Genomic DNA, 23140 nt, shown 5'->3' on the forward strand with positions numbered 1-23140 from the left:
CGCTTTAACCACGTTTTTTCGCATATTTATGCATTATTTTTAAAATAGTGGTTGACAAGAAGGCTGCTGTTACCTAAAATACGCACACTCTTAGCGAGGGGCTATAGCTCAGTTGGTAGAGCACTTGCATGGCATGCAAGGGGTCAACGGTTCGACTCCGTTTAGCTCCACCATACTATTTAAAACAAAGCTCAGTTTACTGACACTTTAGAATAAATACTCGCTAGTAGGACGATATCAGCACCTAGGCAAGGCTTGCTCTATTATTAATAGATAAGCGCTCTGATATTGTGAAGTACCGTTGTAACCACTGGTTATAACACTCTATGCGTCCCCATCGTCTAGAGGCCTAGGACACCGCCCTTTCACGGCGGTAACGGGGGTTCGAATCCCCCTGGGGACGCCACTATACGGCGTCACTTGTTAGCACTTTTGCTTAGCACCTTTAAGCATCAGGTTAGACTAATAAGCGAACAATGAAAAATCCCAGTCATCATACGGTGACTGGGATTTTTTATGTCTGTTATTTTTATAATGGCTTACTGCAACTCACTTCAACGCTCAATCACCGCTTGAGACTCTATCGGACAAACTTCTAGCCTGTCCGATAAAGTCGTTTACGACTTGACCAAGCCTTTTAACGACAAGTTCAATGATAAATAAGTGCCAAACAAAATCACGACTGAGCCAATGATAGCGCCGATATCCAATGCTTCACCAAGCAGGACATAACCAAAAAATATCGCAAAAATGGGAATAACCAGCGTAATACTGGTCGCACGCATCGGGCCAATATTTTTAATCAACTGGTTCATAAAGATAAGCGCAATGGCGGTCGAAAACACCCCAATACAAATTACCGATACCCAAGCTTGCAGGCTAATACTTGCGCCATAAGGGAATTTATATACAGCAATTGGCATCATCACCACGCTTGCGATGATTAGTGAGCCTGCCGTAATAGCAATCGGTGAGATGTCGTACAGATAGTTTCTGGTGATGTTCGCCCCTATCGCATAGCCAACACAGGCAAATAGCGCATAACCCATCGGTAACAACGCTGAGCCTAAATCCGTCCCCAAGCCCTGCCCTTGCGCACCAAACAAGTTCTCACTCATCAAAATAATCACCCCAACAAGGCCAATCACCAACCCTAGCGTTTGGCGCTTAGTCAGTCTTTCTTTAAAAAACGTACTGGCAATAAAACCGCTCATCATTGGCACAGAAGCATTGAGCACTGCCAATACCCCAGCGTTTACGGTCTGCGCTGAAAAGGAAAATAGCACAAAGGGAATCGCAGCGGAGAACAAACCAACGACGGTCAGCATTTTGTAGCTTTCTTTAATACCTTTGCGATTTTTTGCGCTGATTAACACAAAAATAAGCATGGTTAAGCCAGCAAATACCACGCGTAAGCTAGCAAATGCCAACGAGCCAAACTCAGGAACACCCACCCGATAAAATATGAATGAGAGCGACCACATAAAGGAAAGTGCGAAAAAGGTAATAAGGTCGCGTCTGGTCATGGTGTACTCAATTTGGCTGGCTATTTATTTAGCGGTGTTAGATGGGTTGGTTAAGTCATAAAAAATATTGTGATCATAACTTTTTAATGGCTTCAGAGATGCTGTTTTTATGTGTTTTTGCAGGATAGATATCAAGAAATAAGTAAGACTTCTTGAGTTTTGGCAATAAGAAAATTTGAATGTAGCGCGGGTTTGTAATGATTGAGATAACTTGGTTTGAGCGAGGTTGATTTTGCGGATATCGGACATAATAGGATTTGATGGAGGAGCGGTGTTTTTGCTCATTAAACTTACGAAAGCTGAACAGGAACCAGCCTAAAAATATTTCGTATTTTTTATACTGTTTCCTTATAGATCAACACTGCACTAGAACTCTAATAGCCACTAATTTATTGCCTAAGAAGCTTAGGTACAGCAATTCATCGCTAGTCTTTTCGCGAATTAAATACTCAGTGTCATAGAATGTTTTTATATCAGTGGACTCAATGCCAACGATATTATCTGAGACAGTCGCCTTATTTTCATGAATTTCAAATTGTTTAAGGCTTAAGCTTTTGGGATTAAAGTTATTATCGATCAATAGCTCATTATATTTAATGTGAAGGCCGTCAGGAATGCCAATGACTCGCATGATAGCACCCTGATCACCCTTGATATCAACTGTCATATTGCCATACTGATAGACTGCTTCTTCTCCACCATCTTCTACAGTAAAAAAATCGCCACACTCAACGTCATAAAGTTTGTTTAACTCACTGTCGAATAATGAGATGCTTTTAATCTGATCTAGACTAAAAGCTCTACCAATTTCTATCTCTCTTGTATCTGCTGTTTGTACTTGCTGAGTTTGCGTATCACTATATTGAGTATCTGTATTTTGTATGGTGATATCACTACTGCACGAGCAAACTAAAAAGAACATAACAAATATTAAAGCACTTTTATTTATCACTCTATTCTTATCCAAAACTGACAAACCACCCTACTAACGATCGTAGCAAGAAACGAATTCTCTAATCGCCCAGCCCCAGTGTCTGTATTCTCCCTTATAATATCCTTCTAAATATACCCACGGACGGCTTCTATCATCATAAGTCGTTTCTGTGATATAAACTTCGCGCTCATTACGTAGTTTATTAATGACCTTACCATTAGGTTGGTCGCGAATATTTAACGGAGTGCCAGTCGGGTCCGTTACTTTACAGACTCTCTCGGCGTGCGCCGCATTCATTCCAATAATCATCGCAAAAATAGATAAAGCAAGAGTACCAGTTAGTCGGGTCATTTCAAGCTCCTATAGCAAACAAATATCTTATTTAGTTTAGACATATTATCAGAATTTATATTACTGTATGGGCGATTTACATAAGAAATTTACGTTTTATCAATTTTTATGAAGGCTGAAAGCACAACATACCTTATGATTTTTAATATGGGTACTTATTGGGTGATTTACTCTATTGCCAACTCTTACAATGCTCACTACTATCTATCCTATAAAAACTTATAAAATATATAAACACTCTATAACGTAGGGATTTCTAGGGCTATCACAGGAAATATTTGGCTATGTTTGGTATTGAAAATTATCTAGGATTTATCGCTGCTGCCATTTTATTAAACCTAACACCCGGCACCGATAGCATGTACATCATTACCCGTAGTATGGCGCAAGGTCAAACAGCAGGGTTTTATTCGGTGTTGGGCATCACCTCAGGTATTTTGGTACATACGTTATTGGCGGCGCTCGGGTTATCAGTATTGCTTGCCAACTCTCCTACAGCATTTATGCTCGTCAAATATATTGGTGCCAGTTACTTGTGCTATTTGGGTCTAAAGATGCTGCTGAGCAAAAGCTCGAACTCAATAGCGAACAGTTTATCCAACGATCAGCACGTTACTAATCAAAAGGATGTCGACGGCTGGCAAATCTATAAGCAAGGCGTATTAACCAATGTGTTTAATCCAAAGGTCGCCTTGTTCTTCTTGGCATTTTTCCCTCAGTTTATCGACGCTAGTTACGCTTATGGCATGCTGTCATTTTTGATGTTGGGACTGACTTTTGCTGTGACTGGTTTTGTTTGGTGCTTGTGTTTGGCCTTATTAGCTGCACGATTTAGCACACGCCTACGGGAAAACCCCTCTATTGAAACGATGTTAAATAGAATCAGTGGTGTGGTGTTTATCGGGCTGGGAATTAAATTGTTGACTGAGCAGGGTTGAGCAGAATAGGTATTCAGAATATTCAGTCTGTTACCTCGAGTTTTTACAGTATAGACTTATTTATAAATTAGACAGAATAAGTGCGCAAGTCGAAGGCGCACTTTACTGATTGACTAATAAAAAAAACTAGATTTGTGAAATTATTTAGTAAAAACTGAAGGAACGACTGGCATACCGCACCATTCAGCAATCTTATTATATTTTCCTGCTAGTTTCATAAAAGTCTCAATTGCACTTTCTGAGGTTTTAACTGCTTCACTAACATTATCGTTACCTTCATTCACTTTTTCAATAAACTTCCTGAATTTCTCCATTGACTTTGAATTTTTTAGTTTTTCAGGATCTTTTTCATCTATAACTTCTCTTAAGGAAGCTTGTAAACTTTCAAGTTCAGCGTGAGAGTCATTTTTATCAGGAAGTATATACTTTAACTGTTCAACTAGTGGAAGAGCTTCATTAACTACATTGTTAGTAACAACTGATAAGTTATTCCGAAAACTAGGATTTATCTCGATGGTAGTATACTTTTCTTGCTTTAAGGCTTTTTCTAATAATTCTGAGAGGTAGTTCTTATCAGTTTTTAAATAACCAATAATATCCTGTTGTGTTTCAATTCTCACCTGAGACATTCTTAGTTCACTCTTTAGCTCTAAGATTAATCCTTTGTCTTCCGTAAAGTCTTCTGGATTTCCATTACCTGTTACAATCATCTCATACTCAGTAAGCGCCCTCTCAATCACATCTGTATTACCATCTTCTGATATAACTATTAATCTTATGGATTGACCATTTTGTTCGATCTTAACTGTAGCATTTTCATCAGGATAGTTCTTATGTAGATACTGACTAAAATAATTCAATATACCAAGTCCTGCTTGATAATACTGAGGTGGAAACTCTATAAATTTATCTAAGATAATCTTATCTTTCAATATTTCTGTTTGTTCTAGTTCTATTACAGATAACTCATCGTCATCATTACCTGTAACATATAAAACTAAGAAAGGATAATTTTTATTAATTGACTGTAAACTAGTTAAACTTTCTAAATTATTTTTAGAATCTGTAATTAATATAGGAAAAGCTAAATTATTATTTGCTATTATCTTTTCCACGTCATCGAACAACCATTTGTATACATTAGGATTCAAATTAATATCATTAGGGAGACAGATGTAGACATTGCTTTTAGATATTACTAGAAACTCATGCTCCTCACTCTCTGTCCAAGATAATTTTCTTAAACTATCAATGAATCCTTTATACTTTTTACTACTTAAATTACTTAGTCTAGCCTTACTTATCATTCTAGCCTTAACAAGGAAGCTAGATTGCTGATAGTCATCTATTATTTGCTCTATACCCTTCCACCCATCAGTGGATATAGATTGTAAGATTTCTTGATACTCTTTAGGATATGAATCTAAAAACAGTTTCCAAGCATTTTTGTAGCTTACAACAGTTTTAATAGGCATAACTTATGTCACCAAGAAGAATTATAAAACTTACTATAACTCAAAATAATGGGCTTTTGTACAACTTATAATTTAGTTATAAAGGTTAAATCATATAATATATCTAGGGCGTGTCCTCAATTCAATTGATCATATCTAAACGGGCTAAAAATGGCTAAATTTTGCCAAACATCGTTAAATAGCTGGTTAATATCCCGATATTATCTGCGCTATCTTCCTTGTTTGACTGCAATTTATCTCATTTTTATCACCATTTTTAAAATGAGGACACGCCCTAGTTAAAATATAATAAAATCTAACTAGAGATAGTACACATAGTTTCCACTTACAATATTTTATCAATTTTTTGCATATAGCCCACTATAGATCATACTACTTATTTTAAACAACAAATAAAAAAGCCCAATCATTGCGACTGGGCTTTTTTTAATTGCCTTTAACTACCTATTAGCCTGCTTCTTTGCTCTCAGCCGCCAATTGACGCAGTACATAGTGCAGCACGCCGCCATGACGTACATACTCACGCTCTTTTGGCGTTTGTAGACCGACGTTTACCTCAAAGGTTTCTGCTGATCCATCAGCACGAGTAGCGGTGACTTTGGCGGTTTTGCTTTCACCATTATCGAGACCACTAATGCTGATCACTTCTGAACCATCGAGCTTGTAAGTCTCAGCGTTTTCACCTTCTTTAAAGGTCAATGGCAACACGCCCATTCCGACTAGGTTTGAGCGGTGAATACGTTCAAACGAGCTGGTCAGTACCGCTTTTACGCCGAGCAAAATAGTACCTTTGGCTGCCCAGTCACGGCTAGAGCCAGAACCATACTCCGCGCCGCCAAGGACGACTAAGGGACGCTTGTCTTCTTTATACTTCATCGCGGCATCATAGACGGCCATTTCTTCACCGTCTTGTAGCGTGGCGCTGTCGCCTTTGAAGTAATACGTATAGCCGCCTTCTTTACCGCCCATCATCGTGTTCTTGATACGAATATTAGCGAAAGTACCACGGGTCATGACCGCATCATTACCACGGCGTGAGCCATAGCTGTTGAAGTCGGCTTGCATGACGCCACGCTCTTGCAAATATTTGCCTGCAGGCGAGTCAGGATCGATATTACCAGCGGGCGAGATATGATCGGTCGTGATTGAATCACCGAACAGACCTAAGATGCGTGCGCCTTCGATATCACGGATACCGTCTGGTTCCATGGTCATACCATCAAAGAACGGTGGGTTCTTAATATATGTCGAGCCTTCATCCCATGGATACAGCTGGCTATCGGCTGAGCTAATGGCGTTCCAAGCAGCACTACCGTCAAACACTTCGCCATAGTTTTTGCGGAACATTTCAGCGTCGATATTATTGGCAATCAGCTCATTGATCTCTTCTGATGTTGGCCAGATGTCTTTTAGGAACACATCATTGCCATCTTGGTCTTGACCTAGCGGATGGGTGGTCATATCGATATCGACCGTACCAGCGAGTGCATAAGCGACAACTAACGGGGGTGAAGCCAAATAGCTTGCTTTGACATGCGAGTGGATACGACCTTCAAAGTTACGGTTACCAGACAGTACAGCCGCAGCGACTAAGTCATTTTCTTCAATACCTTTCTCGATAGATTCGAGCAGCGGCCCTGAGTTACCGATACAAGTCGTACAACCATAACCGACTAAGTAAAAGCCTGTTTTTTCTAGCTCATCCATTAGCTTGGTTTTTTCTAGGTAATCAGTGACGACTTTAGAACCAGGTGCTAGTGAGGTTTTTACCCAAGGCTTAGCTTTGAGACCTTTGGCAGCGGCTTTTTTGGCAACCAAACCTGCACCAATCATCACCGCAGGGTTTGAGGTGTTGGTACAAGAGGTAATCGCTGCGATAACGACTGAGCCATCACGCAACTTGTGGTCTGTCTCATCAATCTTAACAGTAGAGAAAACCCCATTGGCAGGCTGATACCCATCATTTTGATTATTATTGACCTTTGGCTGCGCTGCCAAGGCCTCGGCTTGCTCTTGCTCACCGCCTTCTTGGTCAAAGCGTACTTTACCATCGACTTCTGACTTGCGATCTTTGGTCATTTTTTCTAAGGTTTCGCCAAATTTTTCATGCATATCAGATAAGTTGATACGCTGTTGTGGCAAGTTAGGACCAGCCAGCGCTGGCTGTACTGAGGATAAATCTAACTGCAAGCTACTTGAATAGGTCGCTGCCGGAGTATCGGCATCGTGCCACATGCCTTGTGCTTTAGCATATTTTTCAACCAACTCGATTTGCTCTTCGTCGCGGCCTGATAGACGCAGATAATCAATCGCCATTTGGTCAATTGGGAAAATACCACAAGTTGCGCCATATTCTGGTGACATATTGGCAATCGTCGCACGATCGGCGAGCGGCATACTGTGTAGGCCTTCACCGTAGAATTCAACGAACTTACCAACCACGCCATGGGCACGTAGCATCTCAACCACACGCAATACCAAATCCGTAGCGGTGACGCCTTCGGTTAACTTGCCCGTCATCTCAAAACCAACGACTTGTGGAATCAGCATCGATGATGGTTGACCAAGCATGGCAGCTTCTGCTTCGATACCGCCCACGCCCCAACCAAGCACACCAATACCATTAATCATCGTAGTATGACTGTCAGTACCAAACACCGTATCAGGATACGCAGTAAGCTCACCATTGACATCAGCAGCCATTACCACACGTGCTAAGTACTCAAGGTTGACTTGATGGACAATACCAGTCGCTGGTGGTACGACAACGAAGTTTTCAAAGGCGTTACGACCCCAATGCAAGAACTCATAGCGCTCATTATTGCGCTTAAATTCGATCTTTTCGTTCAAATCTAGCGCATCTTCGCGACCATAAGCATCGACTTGTACGGAATGATCGACGACCAATTCACTAGGGATAAACGGGTTAATTTGCTCGGCTTTACCGCCCAGCTCAACCACCGCATCACGCATGGCTGCCAAATCGACTACTGAAGGCACACCAGTGAAATCCTGCAAGACGACGCGAGCAGGCATAAAGGCAATTTCTTTTGAAGCTTCAGCACCTGCGTCCCAATTGGCAACCGCTTCGATGTGGTTTTTACCCACAGATTGACCGTCGTCTTCATTACGCAGTAAGTTTTCTAATACGACTTTCATGCAATATGGCAGCTTACTGATATTGCTATAGGTTTTGGTCAGCTCAGGCAGACTGTAGTAGGCATGTTCCTTGCCATCGACCGACAGGGTGTCTTTTACGTCAAAGATATCACTCATGGTAGCTTCCTTATCTACTGGGTAGATTGTTATGAATTTATTGTTATAACTGGTGGCTAGATGGATTTACTATAAAGGTGTTCGTTTGAAAAAGGCTTAAATGAATTTTGTATTTTCATAGTTGGAATTTCGAAGAAAAATCATTAGACCCTGCGTCGTTCATAACGACTCTCCTTTACCATAACAAATCTAGAGCGCTTTGTTAACGCCTAGACGTAGTCAAATCGTGGCACAATCGTAAACGCAACAGCAGCTTAGCGGTTTATAAATAAGGTGTTCAATGATTTTTCACTTTTTGCTTTTGCGGCGACCATGACGGAACACATAAGGGTCGTCATAAAAGCTCATATCGGCATTTTCTGCCCAAAAATGCGGCACGCCCAAAATAGGTAAGGGGGCAAGCTGACGCGGTGTGACGTTATCTTGTGACAACAATTTATCCATATATTGAGCAATTTTGCTGTCCAGATAGACCATGCGCGCAGACAACGATAAACTAAAAAAATCCTGCGAAACATGGATAACGATACTGTGCGCGCATAAAGGTTTGCGCGGTCGTATTAATTGCTCCAGCAGTGCATGACCAAAAACATAAACCGCAGCCTGAGACTGACTATTCAGTTGCTGTGGATTGTCCCAGCTATTACGTGACTCTACTAAACTTGCTTGCCAGTCAAAATCAATCAGCGCCTCGCCAATAAATGGCTCAGACGTCACTAGCACTGCCCCATTTTCATCAAATACGGTGATGGTATCGCGGACGCGTCCTCGGCTAGCGCCAATTCCCTGATGGGCAATCTCCGCCATATGATAATAATTGAGCAGTGCTTTGGTTTTTGGAAAGGTCAGCCAAATACTACCGTTGAATAAATCATGCAAGTTGTCACGCGTCGGGATATTGCCTGTCGTGGCGATAAAGCTTTCGTACGCTTCGCCTTCTGGCAACGCATGCTGTGAGACAAAGTTTAGCGTATGCGCTTGATTATTTTGGGTGGGCTTGATGGTAGGTAATTGGCTTTGTAAATGGTCACATTGCTGGTTTAACGCTTCGTTTAAAACCTTAGCGATCACGTCAGGCCGACTCTTTGGTTTAGCTTCATTAGAGCCTTCAGCCTTATGAGAGCCTTCAGCATTGTCAAAGCATTCAGCATTTGCCCCACTGAGCTGAGCGATGGCGTTACTGATATGGTCCAACTGGTGTAAATGAGCCAACCACGGCGCTTGCCAATCAATCTCAGCAAAGCTTTTATCAAGACTGCCGTCGCGTGTAGACAGGCTTTTAATAGGTACATCAGAATGGAGTGTGGTGGATAAGTCAATGATGGTCATGGGGCGGATCTCTATTAGACGTAGGGCTTGTCTATGGTATCATAGAGCGCTTTTTTGCTGCGAGATAGGCAGCTTTAAGCACCCTTTTTAGCGATATTTTATGGCAAATCTTTATGGCAAATTTTAATACCCACCTAAATGTCGCATTCATGGCCAGTGGCACGCTGAGTTTGACGGTTTACAAAGCGGGATTGATTGATGATTCAGGGTTTTTGATGTGTGTGGCGCTCGGTACCATCGGTGGTCTGCTGCCTGATTTGGATTCTGATAATTCGACACCGATTAAGCTGGGTTTTAATATTACCTCGTTTATCTTTGCCTTTGGTCTGGTGATGCATTGGCGTAGTGATCTGAGCTTATTGGCGCTAATAGCATTATGGCTAGCTGGCTACGGTTTTATGCGTTACGTGGTTTTTCATATCTTTACCACCATGACCGTACATCGCGGCGTCATGCATTCTGTACCCTATATGGCGATACTGGGTCTGGGGCTAACCTACCTAAGCTACAGCGTGCTACAACTTCCACTGACGGCCAGCTGGTTTTACGGTTTGTTTTTATTCAGTGGCGCAATGGTACATTTGGCATTAGATGAGCTATATAGCGTTAATTTATCAAATATGAAAATGAAACGCTCATCGGGTACGGCGATGAAGTTTTATCAGCATAAAGATAAATGGTGGTATCTGCTGCTGTACGTCATCCTTGCACTCTTGATCTACTTTGCGCCACCTTTCGATGAATTTTGGCAGCAACTACGTGACCCAGCACCTTGGGCAAAGCTGAAAATCGGTCTATGGCCAGAATTGATAAAGAACTGGCTAAATTAAAATTTATAAAACTGTTAAAAAATGAATACTAACTCGAGTAAATAATGTCGATTTCCCTACAAACCTGCCCTTGCCAAATTAACCCATCCTCAAACGTTATAAGCTCACCGCTACTTTATAAAGATTGCTGTCAGCCTTATCATGACGGCTTATTGAGTGAAGAAGCTGATAAGACAGATGGCGTAAAAGCGGGCTCTGCTGAGCGTCTCATGCGGTCGCGTTATAGTGCGTTTGTCTTGATTAAACCAGAATATATCGTCAAGACCTCGCTACCCACGCAGCAAAACTTGCTAGATATTCAGGCGATTGAGTCTTGGGCAAAAGAGACAGATTGGGCAGGATTAGAAATCGTAGCGCATACACCAAAGCTCGGTAAACGCCATGCGCAGGTTGAGTTTAAGGCTTATTTCAAGACAAATGAGGATTTGCAAGCACATCATGAGTTGTCTGCCTTTGTGAAGGTGACAGACAAAATCAATAATGATGAGCGTTGGTATTTTTTAGACCCGACGGTCGAGATGACTGTCAGCCAAAAGCAGCCGTGTATTTGCGGCTCTGGAGAGAAGTTTAAGAGGTGTTGCGGGGGTTATTTGGGTTAGTTTTTCATTAGCTTATTATGAAAATATATTTGCTCATTATTTTCATTGTCGTCTTTAAGCCATTCAGATACTTCAATCATTTCGCAATCTGGCATAATTTTGTAATAGTTGTAGTAACTACTAGTATAAATATTTTCAGAGGGCACATAGCAGGTTATAGATTCGGTCTTGCAAAAATATTGGAGTCTTTTCAAAAAAATATCAAGTGGAATTTCAATTCGGTGAATCTGTAATAGCGTACAAGCATCACCTTCTATAAGACTCTTTACTCCGAGACATTCGCAAAATTTTGGAAGTTTTTTTCCTAAATTTTCTATCTCTTGCAAGCTTAATATGACAACCTTATTTTCTGCTAAGCTAAAAACTTGCTGTAGCAATAAACTAGCCTCTTCATCGTTGATAGCTTCCTTTACAAAAAAATCAATCATTAAGATGCCTCATGAAGCATGAAAAGACTTAAATATCGCTTACACTTTCTAATTTATTATAACGGTTGTACTATTCGTCAACGATATCAACATACAAAGCAAATTCTTCAGGATTGCCAAATATCATTTCTAAACACTCGCTCCAACTGCCCGTGCCACCGCAATACCTTCCTCAATCGTCAAAAACTTACGCTGGCTTGGGCTGTCTTTAAACAGAATCTCGCCGTCTTGGAAGATGAGACATTCATTGACCGCCAGCTGTTGCCATTTTTCATTTTCAGTGAGTGGAACGGTCACTAAAATAGTGACTTTATCCTGATCAGTCGTCACATCACCAAAGTTAATTGCCAAGTCATCATCTGACAGTTTGGCTTCCCCAAAAGGTGCTTGGCGCGTGAGATAAAACAATAAGCTACCGGCATAAGCCAATTGCCATCGACCATTCGATATTAGACAATTAAATAGACCGTTGGCGGATAAATAACGACATTGGGTGGTCAAAAAATTAAACAGCGTTTGATCATCGGGACGCGACTTAAAGCTACTTTTTAGACGATTAACTAAATAGCAAAATGCCATTTCAGAGTCAGTATTGCCTACTGGCTGGCAATGTGAGGCGTTACCGTTGTCTTGCAAGCGCTGACAGCGTTTGATAAATTCACTATTCATCTGTCCATTATGCGCAAATACCCACTGCTCGCCCCAGACTTCACGGACGAATGGATGGGTATTCGCCAAGCAATTCTGCCCTTGAGTCGCTTTACGAATATGCGCAATGACGTTCATGGCTTTGATTGGATAGTTATTGACCAGATCGGCGACTGGTGACAGATGGCTTGGGCGATTGTCATGGAACAAGCGCAGTCCCGTTGAGGCATTTGCCGACTCATCACGCTTAGAGCTGTCATCATTGGCACACTCGCTACGCTCAAAAAACGCAATGCCAAAGCCATCTTCATGACTGTCCGTCATGCCGCCGCGCTTGCGAAAGCCAGCAAAGCTAAAACCAATATCCGTCGGGGTATTACAGTTCATTCCTAGGAGTTGACACATTTATGCGTTACCGCCTTTATTAAATTGGTTATCTGCTGCGTCATGATTGACCGGATTACCTGACACAATACCAAGTTCTATATCACTCATACTAGCCAATAAATCCGCTCCAGTATTGTCGTCGCTTTCAACACCATCTAGGATACGCTGGGCTTGTGCCAAATCCGTGTTTTCTACCCACAGGACGACACCAGAATTCATCCCTGGAATGGCACTTAGCGGTTGCAAGGACACGGTGATGCCATTGTTGCGTAGCAGATTGGCATGCAGCTCGCCTTGCATATTGGTGTCGTAGCGTGCCAGTTTGTGCCAGTTATCAACTTGATCGGTCATGGGGTCGCCTCTAAGGTTTCGGTACTAAAATTGGTACTAAAATAAATGCGTAAGCAATGTTTACGATAATTGATCTAGCGTATATTCTTTGATTGCAAACTCACTACTATTGCTCAATTTTTCACGTGCTTGCTCGGCTTGCATGATGTTGCTAAAGACACCGACTACTTGATTGTCTACTTTATTCCCCAAAAGCACAAATACTGTATTATTTTGCGGTTTTTCTACATGAGCCCAATGATAAGCAGCAAGGCGTTTCATCAAGTCAGGGTTTTTGACCATGATATTATCGCCAGTACGACCTTCGGTACGGTTATAATGGATAACATTGAGACGTAACAGCCAAAAAATAACGGCCGCTTTTGCCAGCATAACCGATAACGCACGTTTTTCATCGTTTCCAAGTGGACGTTTTGACTCATAGCCTTGTAAAAATGCCGCCATTTTATTGCGGTCAAAATTCACTGACTCGCCTTGCTCGGCATCGCCCCACGTGGTGCAAAAATCATTAATCGTAATGGCAATATCCATCACATAATGCTCGACGCTGACTTCGGTAAAGTCTAGCAATCCCGTTAAGCGCTCTTCACCTTTTTGGCTATTATTTAACGATAAGTTCCACAAGGTATTATCAGCAAACATGTCTAAATGACACAAGCCTTTTGGCAAAGTGGCAAGCGGCAAATCTGTATAAGATTGCCAAATATCACTCATGAGCTTGGCTTCGTCACCGGGCATAAACTGCATTTCACGGTCGCGAACTTCTGACCATGGATACAAAGGTACGCCATATTCCTCAGCAGGTTGCAACGCCTGCAAGGTCTCATGCAGCATCGCTAAAGCAGCACCGATTTCATGACACATCGCTTGCGTGGTTTGCTGTGGATGCGCGCCCGATAAGCACGGAACTAGGGTAATGGCTTTATCGTCGTAATGGATAACATAGCGTTTATCACCACTATTTTTATCACTGTCTAGTCCTTCATCATCAATCAATGCCAATGGCGCAGCGACCGGCAACTTACCGTCTAATTGGTTTAAGATAACCGCCATTTTTTCGATGTCTTCTGGTGGGCGCTCTTCGAATAAGGTAAATACATAAGAGTGCGCACCATCTACATCATCAGTCGTCTGAATAAACCAGTTAGAGTTTTTTATCCCTTGGGTAATCGGAATGGCGCGTGCAAACAAGACGCCAAAGCGTTGACAAAAGGCGGCAAACTGATCATTGGTTAACTGGGTATAGACGGACATGACATCTCACTTTTGGCAATTAAATAAAAAGTTAAATAGGATAGATTTAAACAGCAATGGCGACAATTGTAACGCGCCTGATCAAACGATAGCGAAAAGCGTAATAATCTTGCGAAAATCTGCCTGATACAGCGGTGATTTTGCTAGACTAGCGCATTGAGAGAATTGATTATAAGGTGAAAGACCCTATGTTAGCAAAGCGTATCATTCCTTGTTTGGACGTTGATAATGGCCGTGTGGTCAAAGGTGTGCAGTTTGTCGATATCAAAGACGCAGGCGATCCTGTTGAAGTCGCCAAACGCTACAACGAACAAGGCGCAGATGAGATTACTTTTTTGGACATTACTGCCACCAACGATGAGCGCGATACCACTTATCATACGGTTGAGCGTATGGCAGAAACGGTATTTGTACCATTAACCGTTGGCGGTGGCGTGCGTAAAATCGCTGATATTCGTAACTTGCTCAATGCTGGCGCGGATAAAGTCGCCATTAACTCAGCAGCCGTGTTTACCCCAGAATTCGTCGGTGAAGCCGCGCAAAAATTTGGCAATCAATGTATCGTTGTCGCTATCGATGCCAAACGTGTCGCGGATATTGAAGTTGATGGCATCATCCTGCCGCGTTGGGAAATATTTACCCATGGTGGTCGCAAGCCAACGGGCATTGATGCGGTTGCTTGGGCGAGCAAAATGGCTGAACTGGGCGCTGGTGAATTACTGGTCACTTCGATGGACGGTGATGGCACCAAAAAAGGCTATGATTTAGCCTTGATGCAACAAATTACCAGCCGCGTTAACGTACCTGTTATTGCTTCAGGTGGCGTCGGCAACCTACAGCATTTAGCAGAAGGCGTGTTAGAGGGCGGCGTCGATGCGGTGCTTGCCGCCAGTATTTTTCACTTCGGTGAGTACACTGTGCAGGAAGCCAAAGAATATATGGCAGCACAAGGGATACAGATGCGCCTGTAATACGTTTGTAAAATGCAAATAAATTAGAAAAAATGTTATCATAGCGCTAACTGCTTATTATCATTTGGTTTTCGTTCATTTAACGGTCAATTCGTTTACGTGATAACCAATCAAATAAGTTATACCATTCACAAAAATTAGAGTAGCAAGGAAAACGAGTGTAAGTACTACACATTGTAGACTAAACAAGTTTGACACAGCTAATCGTACTTTTTGGGTTTGGTATTATTTGAATCTATCATTATATTTAGCTACTCCTACATTTTAATTAAAAGCCCATTAGGCGAAGGATTTTTTATGTCAAATCTACAACAGCAACGCAATGACGTGACTCATATTGATGGTAACTTACATCAGAATGAAGATGCCCGTATTGGTATCGTGGTTGGTCGTTTTAACGGTTTTGTCGTTGAATCATTGGTAGATGGTGCAATCGACGCCCTACTTCGTCATGGTGTATTGGGTAGCAACATTACCGTTATTCGCGTTCCTGGTGCTTTCGAATTGCCATTGGTTGCTCAGCGCGCTGCTGAATCAGACCGTTTTGATGCCATCATTGCGTTAGGCGCGATTATCCGTGGTAGCACGCCGCATTTCGACTTTGTCGCGAGTGAATCAGCCAAAGGCCTAAGCAGCGTTGCGATTGATTATAATATTCCTGTTGCCAACGGTGTATTGACGACCGACAGCATCGAGCAAGCGATTGAGCGTTCTGGCACGAAAGCCGGTAACAAAGGCTCTGAAGCCGCTATGGTCGTATTAGAAATGATTGCAGTGCTATCACAGCTAGACATCGATGACGATAGTGATGATGCTTAATTGAATGCGTTGCTCATTTATCAGCATTTGAATATTTTTGAGTCACGATTCAGCGCCATTCTTTATTGATAAGTAGCATTGTTATTGATAAGTATTATTGTTGATTAAATCTGTTAGGGCTATGGTTACTGCGATAGCCCTAAGTATGTCATTTAAATGTTCAACAGCAGTATCTAAAACTGTCTGGTAAATTTGCCAGCCGACTACTATTTAACATTTTATTTTAAAACTTCTTATCTTAAAACTAGGTATAGACCCCCTATGACTGACCAACTCAAGCGCGCTATTAACGCTGCGAAAACCGCCCAAACCAATGATAGTCAAGCTGAAGCCACGCGTATTGCGAGCAGCAGTGCGGGTGATCAAACCTTCGATATGAGTGAGTCTTCTTACAAGACCAGTCACACCGCTATCCGTAAAGCGCGACGCTTTGCGATGCAAGGTCTATACGAATGGCTCGTCACTGATCGTCGCTTTGATGTAGACGGCAAGCTTGGCTGGAAAGCCAATGCGCCGCATGATATCGCTGCCCGTACGCGCGCGACCAATGCCATGCATACGGTACATATCGGCTACTATCATGAAATGATGCGCGATATTCCTGAGCAGATTGAGGCGTTAGATGCGCTTATCAGTCAGTATCTCGATCGTGAAATTGATAAACTCGATACCGTTGAACACGCTATTCTTTTGATTGGTTCTTATGAGCTGCAAAACCGTTTAGAAATCCCTTATAAAGTCGTGCTTGACGAAGCGATGAAGCTGAATAATCACTTTGGTGCCACTGACGCCCATAAACTGATTAATGCCGTCCTTGATAAAATGGCAGTTGAGCTGCGTGCTACTGAAGTAGAAGCAGATAGTAAAGCCAATCTACGCACCTCACAAAAAGCGGCCGCTAAACCTGTAGTAGAAGCTGATACAGATAACAGTGCCGATACCCATGCTATGGAAGAAACACTCACTGCTTCAAACAAACCACGTATCAGTGCCAATAATGCTACCGTCAAACGTAGTAGCGTTAGTAAAGCCAGTGCAAATATCAGTGACTTTAAGGCGAGTAAGAAAGATGCTGCCGAAAACACGGTTGAAAACGACAGTGTTGAAACAGTTAATGCAGTAGAACCCATTGTTGAAGAAAGCATTGTTGAAGAAAGCATTGTTGAAAAAGATGTCGTCGTTGATGAACAGCCTATTGAAGAAAATGTAGCTGCTGATGCTATCCATGACGACAGCAACGAAGAAAATATCACAGCGGATATTGGTCTAACGGACTCTAATATTCTCAATGTTGACTCAGAAGAGACCACATCAGATACTAATGTGTCAGATGTTACTGCAACAGACGATACTGATACGAAAAGCCAAGACTAACCATGAATGAATTTGAGCTGATCGAGCGCATATTTTCACAGATGCAAGCGGCACATGCACCATTAATCGGTATCGAAAAAGGTATCGGCGATGATGCAGCCGTCATAGCATTGCCTGCAGGCTCGCGCTTGGTTAGCTGTATTGATACGCTAGTTCAAGGTCGTCACTTTCATGCCGACTGGCAACACATTGACGAATTGGCATTTGCGATTGGTTATAAAGCCGTCGCGGTTAACGTCTCAGATATTGCCGCTATGGGCGCAACACCGCATAGTATACTGCTAGCATTAGCATTGCCTGAACGTTTAGCGAACGAGCAATGGCTGACTGAATTTGCCAAAGGCTTGTTTCATGCCTGCCAATTATTCAAGGTTACCCTTATTGGCGGTGATACCACGCGCAGCGAGCGCTTAGTACTCAGCGTCAGCGCGCAAGGATTACTTGCCGCAGACACGCCAGCTGTCTACCGCTCAGGTGCGCAAGTTGGTGATAAAGTCTACGTATCAGGGTCGCTCGGCGATGCCAGCTATGCCCTGCAACATCCTGACAGTGCTCAAGGCGTAGAGCTTGCCCATCGTTTGCATATGCCGACTCCACGTATTGCCTTAGGGGCAGCACTGGCAAAAATTGGTGCAACCGCGATGATAGATATCTCTGATGGTCTTTATCAAGATCTTGGCCATATCTGCCAACAGAGCAGCTTTAGTATGCAGCTTAATCTGGAGCAGCTACCTACTAGCAAACCATTGGCAAGCGTAGATTTTTCTGAGCGCTTATTGTGTCAGCTGGCGGGTGGCGATGATTATGAATTGGCTTTTACTTTACCTGCGCATATTGAACCACCTACTGGCAACACGCTAGTCACCTGTATCGGTGAGGTGACTGCGATGACAAATCATAAAGACACAGACACACTTACCGCTTTACGTCCTGAGTTATTTTATCAAGGACAGCCAGTCACACCGACTCATCCCGCGCCGTTTTCTACATGGCCCACCCTTACCGGCTACCAACACTTCACAGGCTAATCCATGACTGATCACGACCTATCTAAGCCTGACATTAGCAAAGCCAATGACTGCCCTCCATTGCCCGTAAATGCTAGCCTGCTTGATCGTGTGGTTTATTGGCTCGGTATCGGTTTAGGTAGTGGCTTGCCTCGCCGTGCTCCCGGCACTTGGGGGTCAGTTGGTGGCTTAATCGTCGCCATACCTCTAATGAGCTTAGGTTTTGTGCCATTTTTGATTATTACCATCTTGTCCTGCCTCATTGGTATTTGGATATGTGGTCGTACCTCAGAGCTAATGCAAGGTCATGACGATCCGCATATTGTTTGGGATGAATGGGCAGGCATTTGGATTACTTTACTGCCGTTTTCTTACATGGGGGTGTCTACTGCCAGTTTTTGGCAAGACATTTCACAAAATTTATCTATCATTGCGCTTATCATCGCTTTTGTACTTTTTCGCTTTTTTGACATTATTAAGCCACCACCGATCGGTTGGGCAGATAAAAAAGTCGCCGGTGGTCTCGGTATTATGCTTGATGATATTATTGCTGGCGTAATGGCGGCAACGGTATGGATGATTGTCATGCTCGGTATGCTGTTGTAGTCAATACTCTATAGATCAAATACGGTGTCAGGCTCGCTTAGCCCACTATTTTTAGTACTTTCACTCGCCTTTCTGGTATCTAAATTATATTGAACCGACTAGGGTCTGTTGAACATTCAAATGTGGTACTGGCAGTGGCTATTTTTTAGACAATACGCAGTGAAATTTTTGATGCCTAATCATTCTAGGGTAGACAATTTCGCCATGTATTGGCAAAAAATAGCTCTGCCCCTGCTTGTATACTTGGGCTAATACTAAAATCGCCCCAAACGTTGTTGTAAACCTAGCTAAGGTCTCGACATTATCGTCGGTTTACGCCTGATTTGATAAAAGGTTTGGGGCAATTTTAGCGATCAGCAGTCCTAATATTTGAATGTTCAACAGACCCTACATAAACAGATACGCGGTTCGGCTTTTTTGTATGACTGACTATATAACCCTTTGTATAACCTTAAGTTACAAAGCTTGCACGGCATTGCGTTTTTTTGCCTTGGCGTTTGCGCTATAATCATAAATTATATTTTGTTACATTTAACGAGCTACTATGACCTCTCCTCTTTCTGTAATTATCCTAGCTGCTGGTAAAGGCACGCGCATGCAATCGGCCAAGCCAAAAGTGCTACAGACACTGGCCGGTAAGTCTTTATTAAGTCACGTATTAGATACCTGTCACCAGCTGACTGTTGACGCAACTATCATCGTTCATGGTTTTGGTGGCGAGCAAGTAAAATCAGAAATTGCTAACCAATACACCCAATCCTCAATCACGTGGGTTGCCCAGACTGAACAGTTAGGGACAGGACATGCCGTTAAAGTGACCTTGTCTGATTTGCCAAAATCAGGGCAAAGTCTCATTCTCTATGGTGATGTGCCATTGGTCAGCTGCCAGACACTAGCGGCATTAAAGGTGGCCAATACTGACGGTATGTCTATGCTGACACTTACTGTCGACAATCCGTTTGGATTAGGTCGCATCAAGCGTGACCAAGCAGGCAATATCGAAGCCATCGTCGAGCAAAAAGACGCCAGCACCGATGAGCAAAGCATCCAAGAGATTAATAGCGGTATTTATTGCGTCGACAATGCCCTATTGCATAAATATTTACCTGAGCTCTCTAACGATAATGCGCAACAAGAGTATTATCTAACTGATATCGTTAAAATGGCCGTCGCTGATGGTATTACGATTGCCGCGATTGAGCCTGAGCATACGTTTGAGATTGAAGGCGTCAATAACCGTCAACAGCTTGCCAGCTTAGAGCGCACATGGCAGGGTAAACTGGTTGCCGATTTGCAAGAAGCTGGTGTACAGTTTGCTGATCCAAGCCGCGTTGATATTCGTGGCACCTTAACAGCTGGTCAAGACGTATTCGTCGATGTCGGTGTGGTGTTCGAGGGCGACTGTACTTTGGGTGATAATGTTTATATCGAAGCGGGCTGTGTCATCAAAAATGCCCACATTGGTAACGCCTGTCATATCAAACCGTACTGTGTGATTGATCGCGCCGAGGTTGGTGCAGGTGTTGATGTAGGACCTTTTGCCCATTTGCGTCCTGAGACCGTATTGTCTGATAACAGTAAGGTCGGTAATTTTGTAGAAATTAAGAAATCGACCATCGGTCAAGGCAGTAAAGTCAATCACTTAAGCTATGTCGGTGATGCAACGGTCGGTACAGGCGTCAATATCGGCGCTGGTGTCATTACCTGTAATTATGATGGTGTCAATAAATCGCAGACTATCATCGAAGACAATGCCTTTATCGGCTCTAACGCCAGCCTAGTCGCGCCAGTCACCATTGGAGATACCGCAACGGTTGCGGCAGGCTCTGTGATTACTAAAAATGTTGATAAAAGTGCTTTGGCATTTGGTCGCGCACGTCAAGTGCAAAAAAATGACTTTCAACGTCCGACCAAAAAATAACGGACTCGTCGGTATTTAGGTCAATCACAGTCAGGCTTGAGCAAACTGAAGCAGTGCGGCAATCTTTGTGGTGCTGCTTAATAATTTTAAATGGTTAGGGTCTGCTGAACATTCAAATGTGGTACTGGCAGGGGCTAAATAAAGCTATTTTGAGACAGTATAAATTCGCCATGCGAAATTATCACAATATAAAGCATTGAAACATCTAAGCATCGAAACATTGAAATTTAAGGAATACTTATGTGCGGAATAGTTGGGGCAGTCGCTGAGCGTAATATCGCCAATATCTTGCTTGAAGGTCTTAAACGTTTAGAATATCGCGGCTATGACTCAGCTGGTTTGACAGTCATTCGTGATGGTGAGCTACACCGCGAGCGCCAAGTCGGCAAAGTACAAGCATTGGTCGATGCTGTCGCGGTTAATCCAAACGCTTTTGATGGTCATATTGGTATTGCGCATACCCGTTGGGCCACGCATGGCGAACCTGCACAACGTAACGCCCATCCGCACGTATCAGGCAAGATTGCCGTGGTGCATAACGGTATCGTTGAGAACTATGCCGAGCTAAAAGAAGAATTAATGGCTAAGGGCTATGAATTCACCTCGCAAACTGATACCGAAGTCGTTGCGCATCTAATTCATGATATTTATAAAAACACGCCTGATTTATTAGAAGCGGTTCGTGCGGTTATTCCATTACTCCATGGTGCATTTGCGCTTGGTATTGTGCATATCGATTGCCCAGATGAGCTAATTACCGTACGTTTAGGCTCACCTTTGGTCATTGGTGTGGGTATCGGTGAAAACTTTATCGCCTCCGATCAGTTGGCGCTATTACCCGTTACCAACCGCTTTATGTATCTAGAAGAAGGTGACATTGCCAAGCTGACTCGCAATAGCATTAAGGTCTATGCAGAGGGTGTTGAAGTGCAACGCCAGATACATGAGATTGATGCCGCCCAACATAATGCGGATAAAGGTGAGTTTAAGCATTATATGCTCAAAGAAATTTATGAGCAGCCGGATGCAGTGGCACGTACTATCGAGATGGCCATAAATAATAGTGAAACCTCTAAATTACGTGATGACTTTTTGCAGCGTCATGAAGTGCTACTAGCAGATATTCGCCATGTGCAAATCCTCGCTTGTGGTACCAGTTATCATGCAGGTATGGTAGCCAAATACTGGTTTGAAAGTCTGATACGGGTGCCCTGCTCAGTCGAAGTAGCCAGTGAGTTCCGTTATCGTAACCCTGTCGTCGTCGACAACACACTGGTCATTTGTATTTCTCAATCTGGTGAGACGGCTGATACCTTATCAGCGCTACGTGATACTCAGAAACAAACCCCAGCAGGGCTAGTTAGCTTAGCCTTATGTAATGTACCGACCTCATCATTGGTACGTGAAACCGATATTTTCTTACCGACCCTCGCGGGACCTGAGATTGGTGTGGCGTCTACTAAAGCCTTTACCACACAGCTGGTGGCATTAATGCTATTGGTATTAAAGGTTGGGGTGGTTCAGCAACGTATGACTGGCGAGCGATTGAGCACATTGCTCGGTGAGTTACAACAGCTACCTGGTCAGCTGCATGCCAGCTTAAACCTAGATGCGCCTATCAAAACCATGAGTGAAAGCTTTGAAGATAAGAAAAGCTGCCTGTTCCTAGGTCGTGGTCTTCAATTCCCAATCGCCTTGGAAGGCGCGTTAAAACTCAAAGAAATCTCTTATATTCATGCGGAAGGTTATGCCGCTGGTGAGCTTAAACATGGCCCATTAGCTTTGGTTGATAAGGATATGCCTATCGTGGTGCTTGCGCCCAAGGACAGCATGTTTGATAAGCTTAAAGCCAACATGCAAGAAGTTCATGCGCGTCACGGTGAGCTATTCGTATTCGCCAGTGAAGCCAGTCAAATGGTCGCAGAAGATCGTTTGCACGTGGTATATGTACCCGATGTTTGCGAGACGCTTGCCCCTATCGTTTATAGCGTGCCAGTACAGCTGCTGTCGTACCATGTTGCCGTGATGCGTGGTACAGATGTCGATCAGCCGCGTAATCTTGCAAAAAGTGTGACGGTTGAATAATTTTTACGTTTAGATAGTAAAAACTTGTCAG

The 23140-nt window shown here is 43.0% G+C and carries 20 protein-coding genes and 2 tRNA genes; 12 read left to right on the top strand and 10 right to left on the bottom strand.

What is annotated here, in order from left to right:
* Positions 1-97 precede the first annotated feature (97 nt).
* Both ACMFL8_RS13600 and ACMFL8_RS13605 read left to right on the top strand, forming a co-directional pair.
* Positions 98-173 (top strand) — tRNA-Ala (locus ACMFL8_RS13600).
* 157 nt (positions 174-330) lie between these two features.
* Positions 331-406 (top strand) — tRNA-Glu (locus ACMFL8_RS13605).
* 211 nt (positions 407-617) lie between these two features.
* Here the strand turns inward: ACMFL8_RS13605 and ACMFL8_RS13610 are convergent.
* The 3 genes from ACMFL8_RS13610 to ACMFL8_RS13620 all read right to left on the bottom strand — a co-directional run bounded on the left by ACMFL8_RS13610 (position 618) and on the right by ACMFL8_RS13620 (position 2811).
* Positions 618-1526 carry a DMT family transporter gene (locus ACMFL8_RS13610; RefSeq protein ID WP_194620957.1) on the bottom strand — a complete coding sequence of 303 codons (909 nt, stop codon included), beginning with the start codon at positions 1524-1526 and terminating at the stop codon, positions 618-620.
* Between the two features lie 355 nt (positions 1527-1881).
* Positions 1882-2502, bottom strand: coding sequence for a hypothetical protein (locus ACMFL8_RS13615; protein ID WP_413191279.1), 621 nt, complete (start codon positions 2500-2502; stop codon positions 1882-1884).
* Between the two features lie 9 nt (positions 2503-2511).
* On the bottom strand, positions 2512-2811 hold the full coding sequence (locus ACMFL8_RS13620; RefSeq protein WP_413191280.1) for a hypothetical protein: 300 nt from the start codon (positions 2809-2811) through the stop codon (positions 2512-2514).
* Between the two features lie 284 nt (positions 2812-3095).
* Between ACMFL8_RS13620 and ACMFL8_RS13625 the strand changes: the two genes are divergently transcribed.
* Entirely contained in the window at positions 3096-3749 is a 654-nt protein-coding gene (locus ACMFL8_RS13625; protein ID WP_413191281.1) for a LysE family translocator, read from the top strand.
* Positions 3750-3889: 140 nt separating this feature from the next.
* Here ACMFL8_RS13625 and ACMFL8_RS13630 read toward each other — a convergent pair whose 3' ends face one another.
* From ACMFL8_RS13630 to ACMFL8_RS13640, 3 genes are all read right to left on the bottom strand, one after another.
* Positions 3890-5224 carry a hypothetical protein gene (locus tag ACMFL8_RS13630; RefSeq protein WP_413191282.1) on the bottom strand — a complete coding sequence of 445 codons (1335 nt, stop codon included), beginning with the start codon at positions 5222-5224 and terminating at the stop codon, positions 3890-3892.
* Between the two features lie 447 nt (positions 5225-5671).
* Positions 5672-8500 (bottom strand): aconitate hydratase AcnA, encoded by a 2829-nt coding sequence (gene acnA, locus ACMFL8_RS13635; protein WP_413191283.1) that lies wholly within the window; start codon positions 8498-8500, stop codon positions 5672-5674.
* A 288-nt stretch (positions 8501-8788) separates the two neighbouring features.
* On the bottom strand, positions 8789-9829 hold the full coding sequence (locus ACMFL8_RS13640) for a DUF3025 domain-containing protein (protein WP_413191284.1): 1041 nt from the start codon (positions 9827-9829) through the stop codon (positions 8789-8791).
* 113 nt (positions 9830-9942) lie between these two features.
* Here ACMFL8_RS13640 and ACMFL8_RS13645 point away from each other — a divergent pair, with 113 nt between their 5' ends.
* Together ACMFL8_RS13645 and ACMFL8_RS13650 are read left to right on the top strand one after the other, a co-directional pair.
* On the top strand, positions 9943-10659 hold the full coding sequence (locus tag ACMFL8_RS13645; protein WP_189585836.1) for a metal-dependent hydrolase: 717 nt from the start codon (positions 9943-9945) through the stop codon (positions 10657-10659).
* A gap of 44 nt (positions 10660-10703) precedes the next feature.
* Positions 10704-11258: a YchJ family protein gene (locus tag ACMFL8_RS13650; RefSeq protein WP_413191285.1), complete on the top strand. Its 555-nt coding sequence runs from the start codon at positions 10704-10706 to the stop codon at positions 11256-11258.
* Here ACMFL8_RS13650 and ACMFL8_RS13655 read toward each other — a convergent pair.
* The 4 genes from ACMFL8_RS13655 to ACMFL8_RS13670 all read right to left on the bottom strand — a co-directional run bounded on the left by ACMFL8_RS13655 (position 11255) and on the right by ACMFL8_RS13670 (position 14326).
* On the bottom strand, positions 11255-11686 hold the full coding sequence (locus tag ACMFL8_RS13655) for a hypothetical protein (protein WP_413191286.1): 432 nt from the start codon (positions 11684-11686) through the stop codon (positions 11255-11257). The genes ACMFL8_RS13650 and ACMFL8_RS13655 overlap by 4 nt on opposite strands.
* Before the next feature lie 129 nt (positions 11687-11815).
* Positions 11816-12739 (bottom strand): class II glutamine amidotransferase, encoded by a 924-nt coding sequence (locus ACMFL8_RS13660; RefSeq protein ID WP_189586999.1) that lies wholly within the window; start codon positions 12737-12739, stop codon positions 11816-11818.
* The gene (locus ACMFL8_RS13665) at positions 12740-13072 is read right to left on the bottom strand and encodes a hypothetical protein (RefSeq protein WP_227676228.1); all 333 of its coding nucleotides are present in this window, start codon (positions 13070-13072) and stop codon (positions 12740-12742) included. It abuts the gene before it with no gap.
* Between the two features lie 60 nt (positions 13073-13132).
* Positions 13133-14326 carry a homoserine kinase gene (locus ACMFL8_RS13670; protein ID WP_413191287.1) on the bottom strand — a complete coding sequence of 398 codons (1194 nt, stop codon included), beginning with the start codon at positions 14324-14326 and terminating at the stop codon, positions 13133-13135.
* 188 nt (positions 14327-14514) lie between these two features.
* Here ACMFL8_RS13670 and hisF point away from each other — a divergent pair, with 188 nt between their 5' ends.
* From hisF to glmS, 7 genes are all read left to right on the top strand, one after another.
* Positions 14515-15297 (top strand): imidazole glycerol phosphate synthase subunit HisF, encoded by a 783-nt coding sequence (gene hisF / locus ACMFL8_RS13675; protein WP_189586995.1) that lies wholly within the window; start codon positions 14515-14517, stop codon positions 15295-15297.
* Between the two features lie 297 nt (positions 15298-15594).
* A complete protein-coding gene (gene ribE, locus ACMFL8_RS13680) occupies positions 15595-16116 on the top strand; it encodes a 6,7-dimethyl-8-ribityllumazine synthase (protein WP_010200525.1) in 522 nt (173 codons plus the stop codon).
* Positions 16117-16377: 261 nt separating this feature from the next.
* Entirely contained in the window at positions 16378-17490 is a 1113-nt protein-coding gene (gene nusB, locus ACMFL8_RS13685; RefSeq protein ID WP_413191288.1) for a transcription antitermination factor NusB, read from the top strand.
* 2 nt (positions 17491-17492) lie between these two features.
* Complete coding sequence (gene thiL / locus ACMFL8_RS13690; RefSeq protein ID WP_413191289.1) at positions 17493-18518, top strand: thiamine-phosphate kinase; 1026 nt, start codon at positions 17493-17495, stop codon at positions 18516-18518.
* A gap of 3 nt (positions 18519-18521) precedes the next feature.
* Positions 18522-19103, top strand: a complete 582-nt coding sequence (locus ACMFL8_RS13695; RefSeq protein WP_413191290.1) for a phosphatidylglycerophosphatase A — start codon at positions 18522-18524, stop codon at positions 19101-19103.
* A gap of 544 nt (positions 19104-19647) precedes the next feature.
* Positions 19648-21024 (top strand): bifunctional UDP-N-acetylglucosamine diphosphorylase/glucosamine-1-phosphate N-acetyltransferase GlmU, encoded by a 1377-nt coding sequence (gene glmU, locus ACMFL8_RS13700; RefSeq protein WP_413191291.1) that lies wholly within the window; start codon positions 19648-19650, stop codon positions 21022-21024.
* Between the two features lie 240 nt (positions 21025-21264).
* Positions 21265-23109: a glutamine--fructose-6-phosphate transaminase (isomerizing) gene (gene glmS, locus ACMFL8_RS13705; protein ID WP_201589757.1), complete on the top strand. Its 1845-nt coding sequence runs from the start codon at positions 21265-21267 to the stop codon at positions 23107-23109.
* The last annotated feature ends 31 nt before the right edge of the window (positions 23110-23140 follow it).

It is taken from the genome of Psychrobacter sp. AT9, assembly GCF_047272965.1.
GTDB lineage: Bacteria > Pseudomonadota > Gammaproteobacteria > Pseudomonadales > Moraxellaceae > Psychrobacter > Psychrobacter glaciei.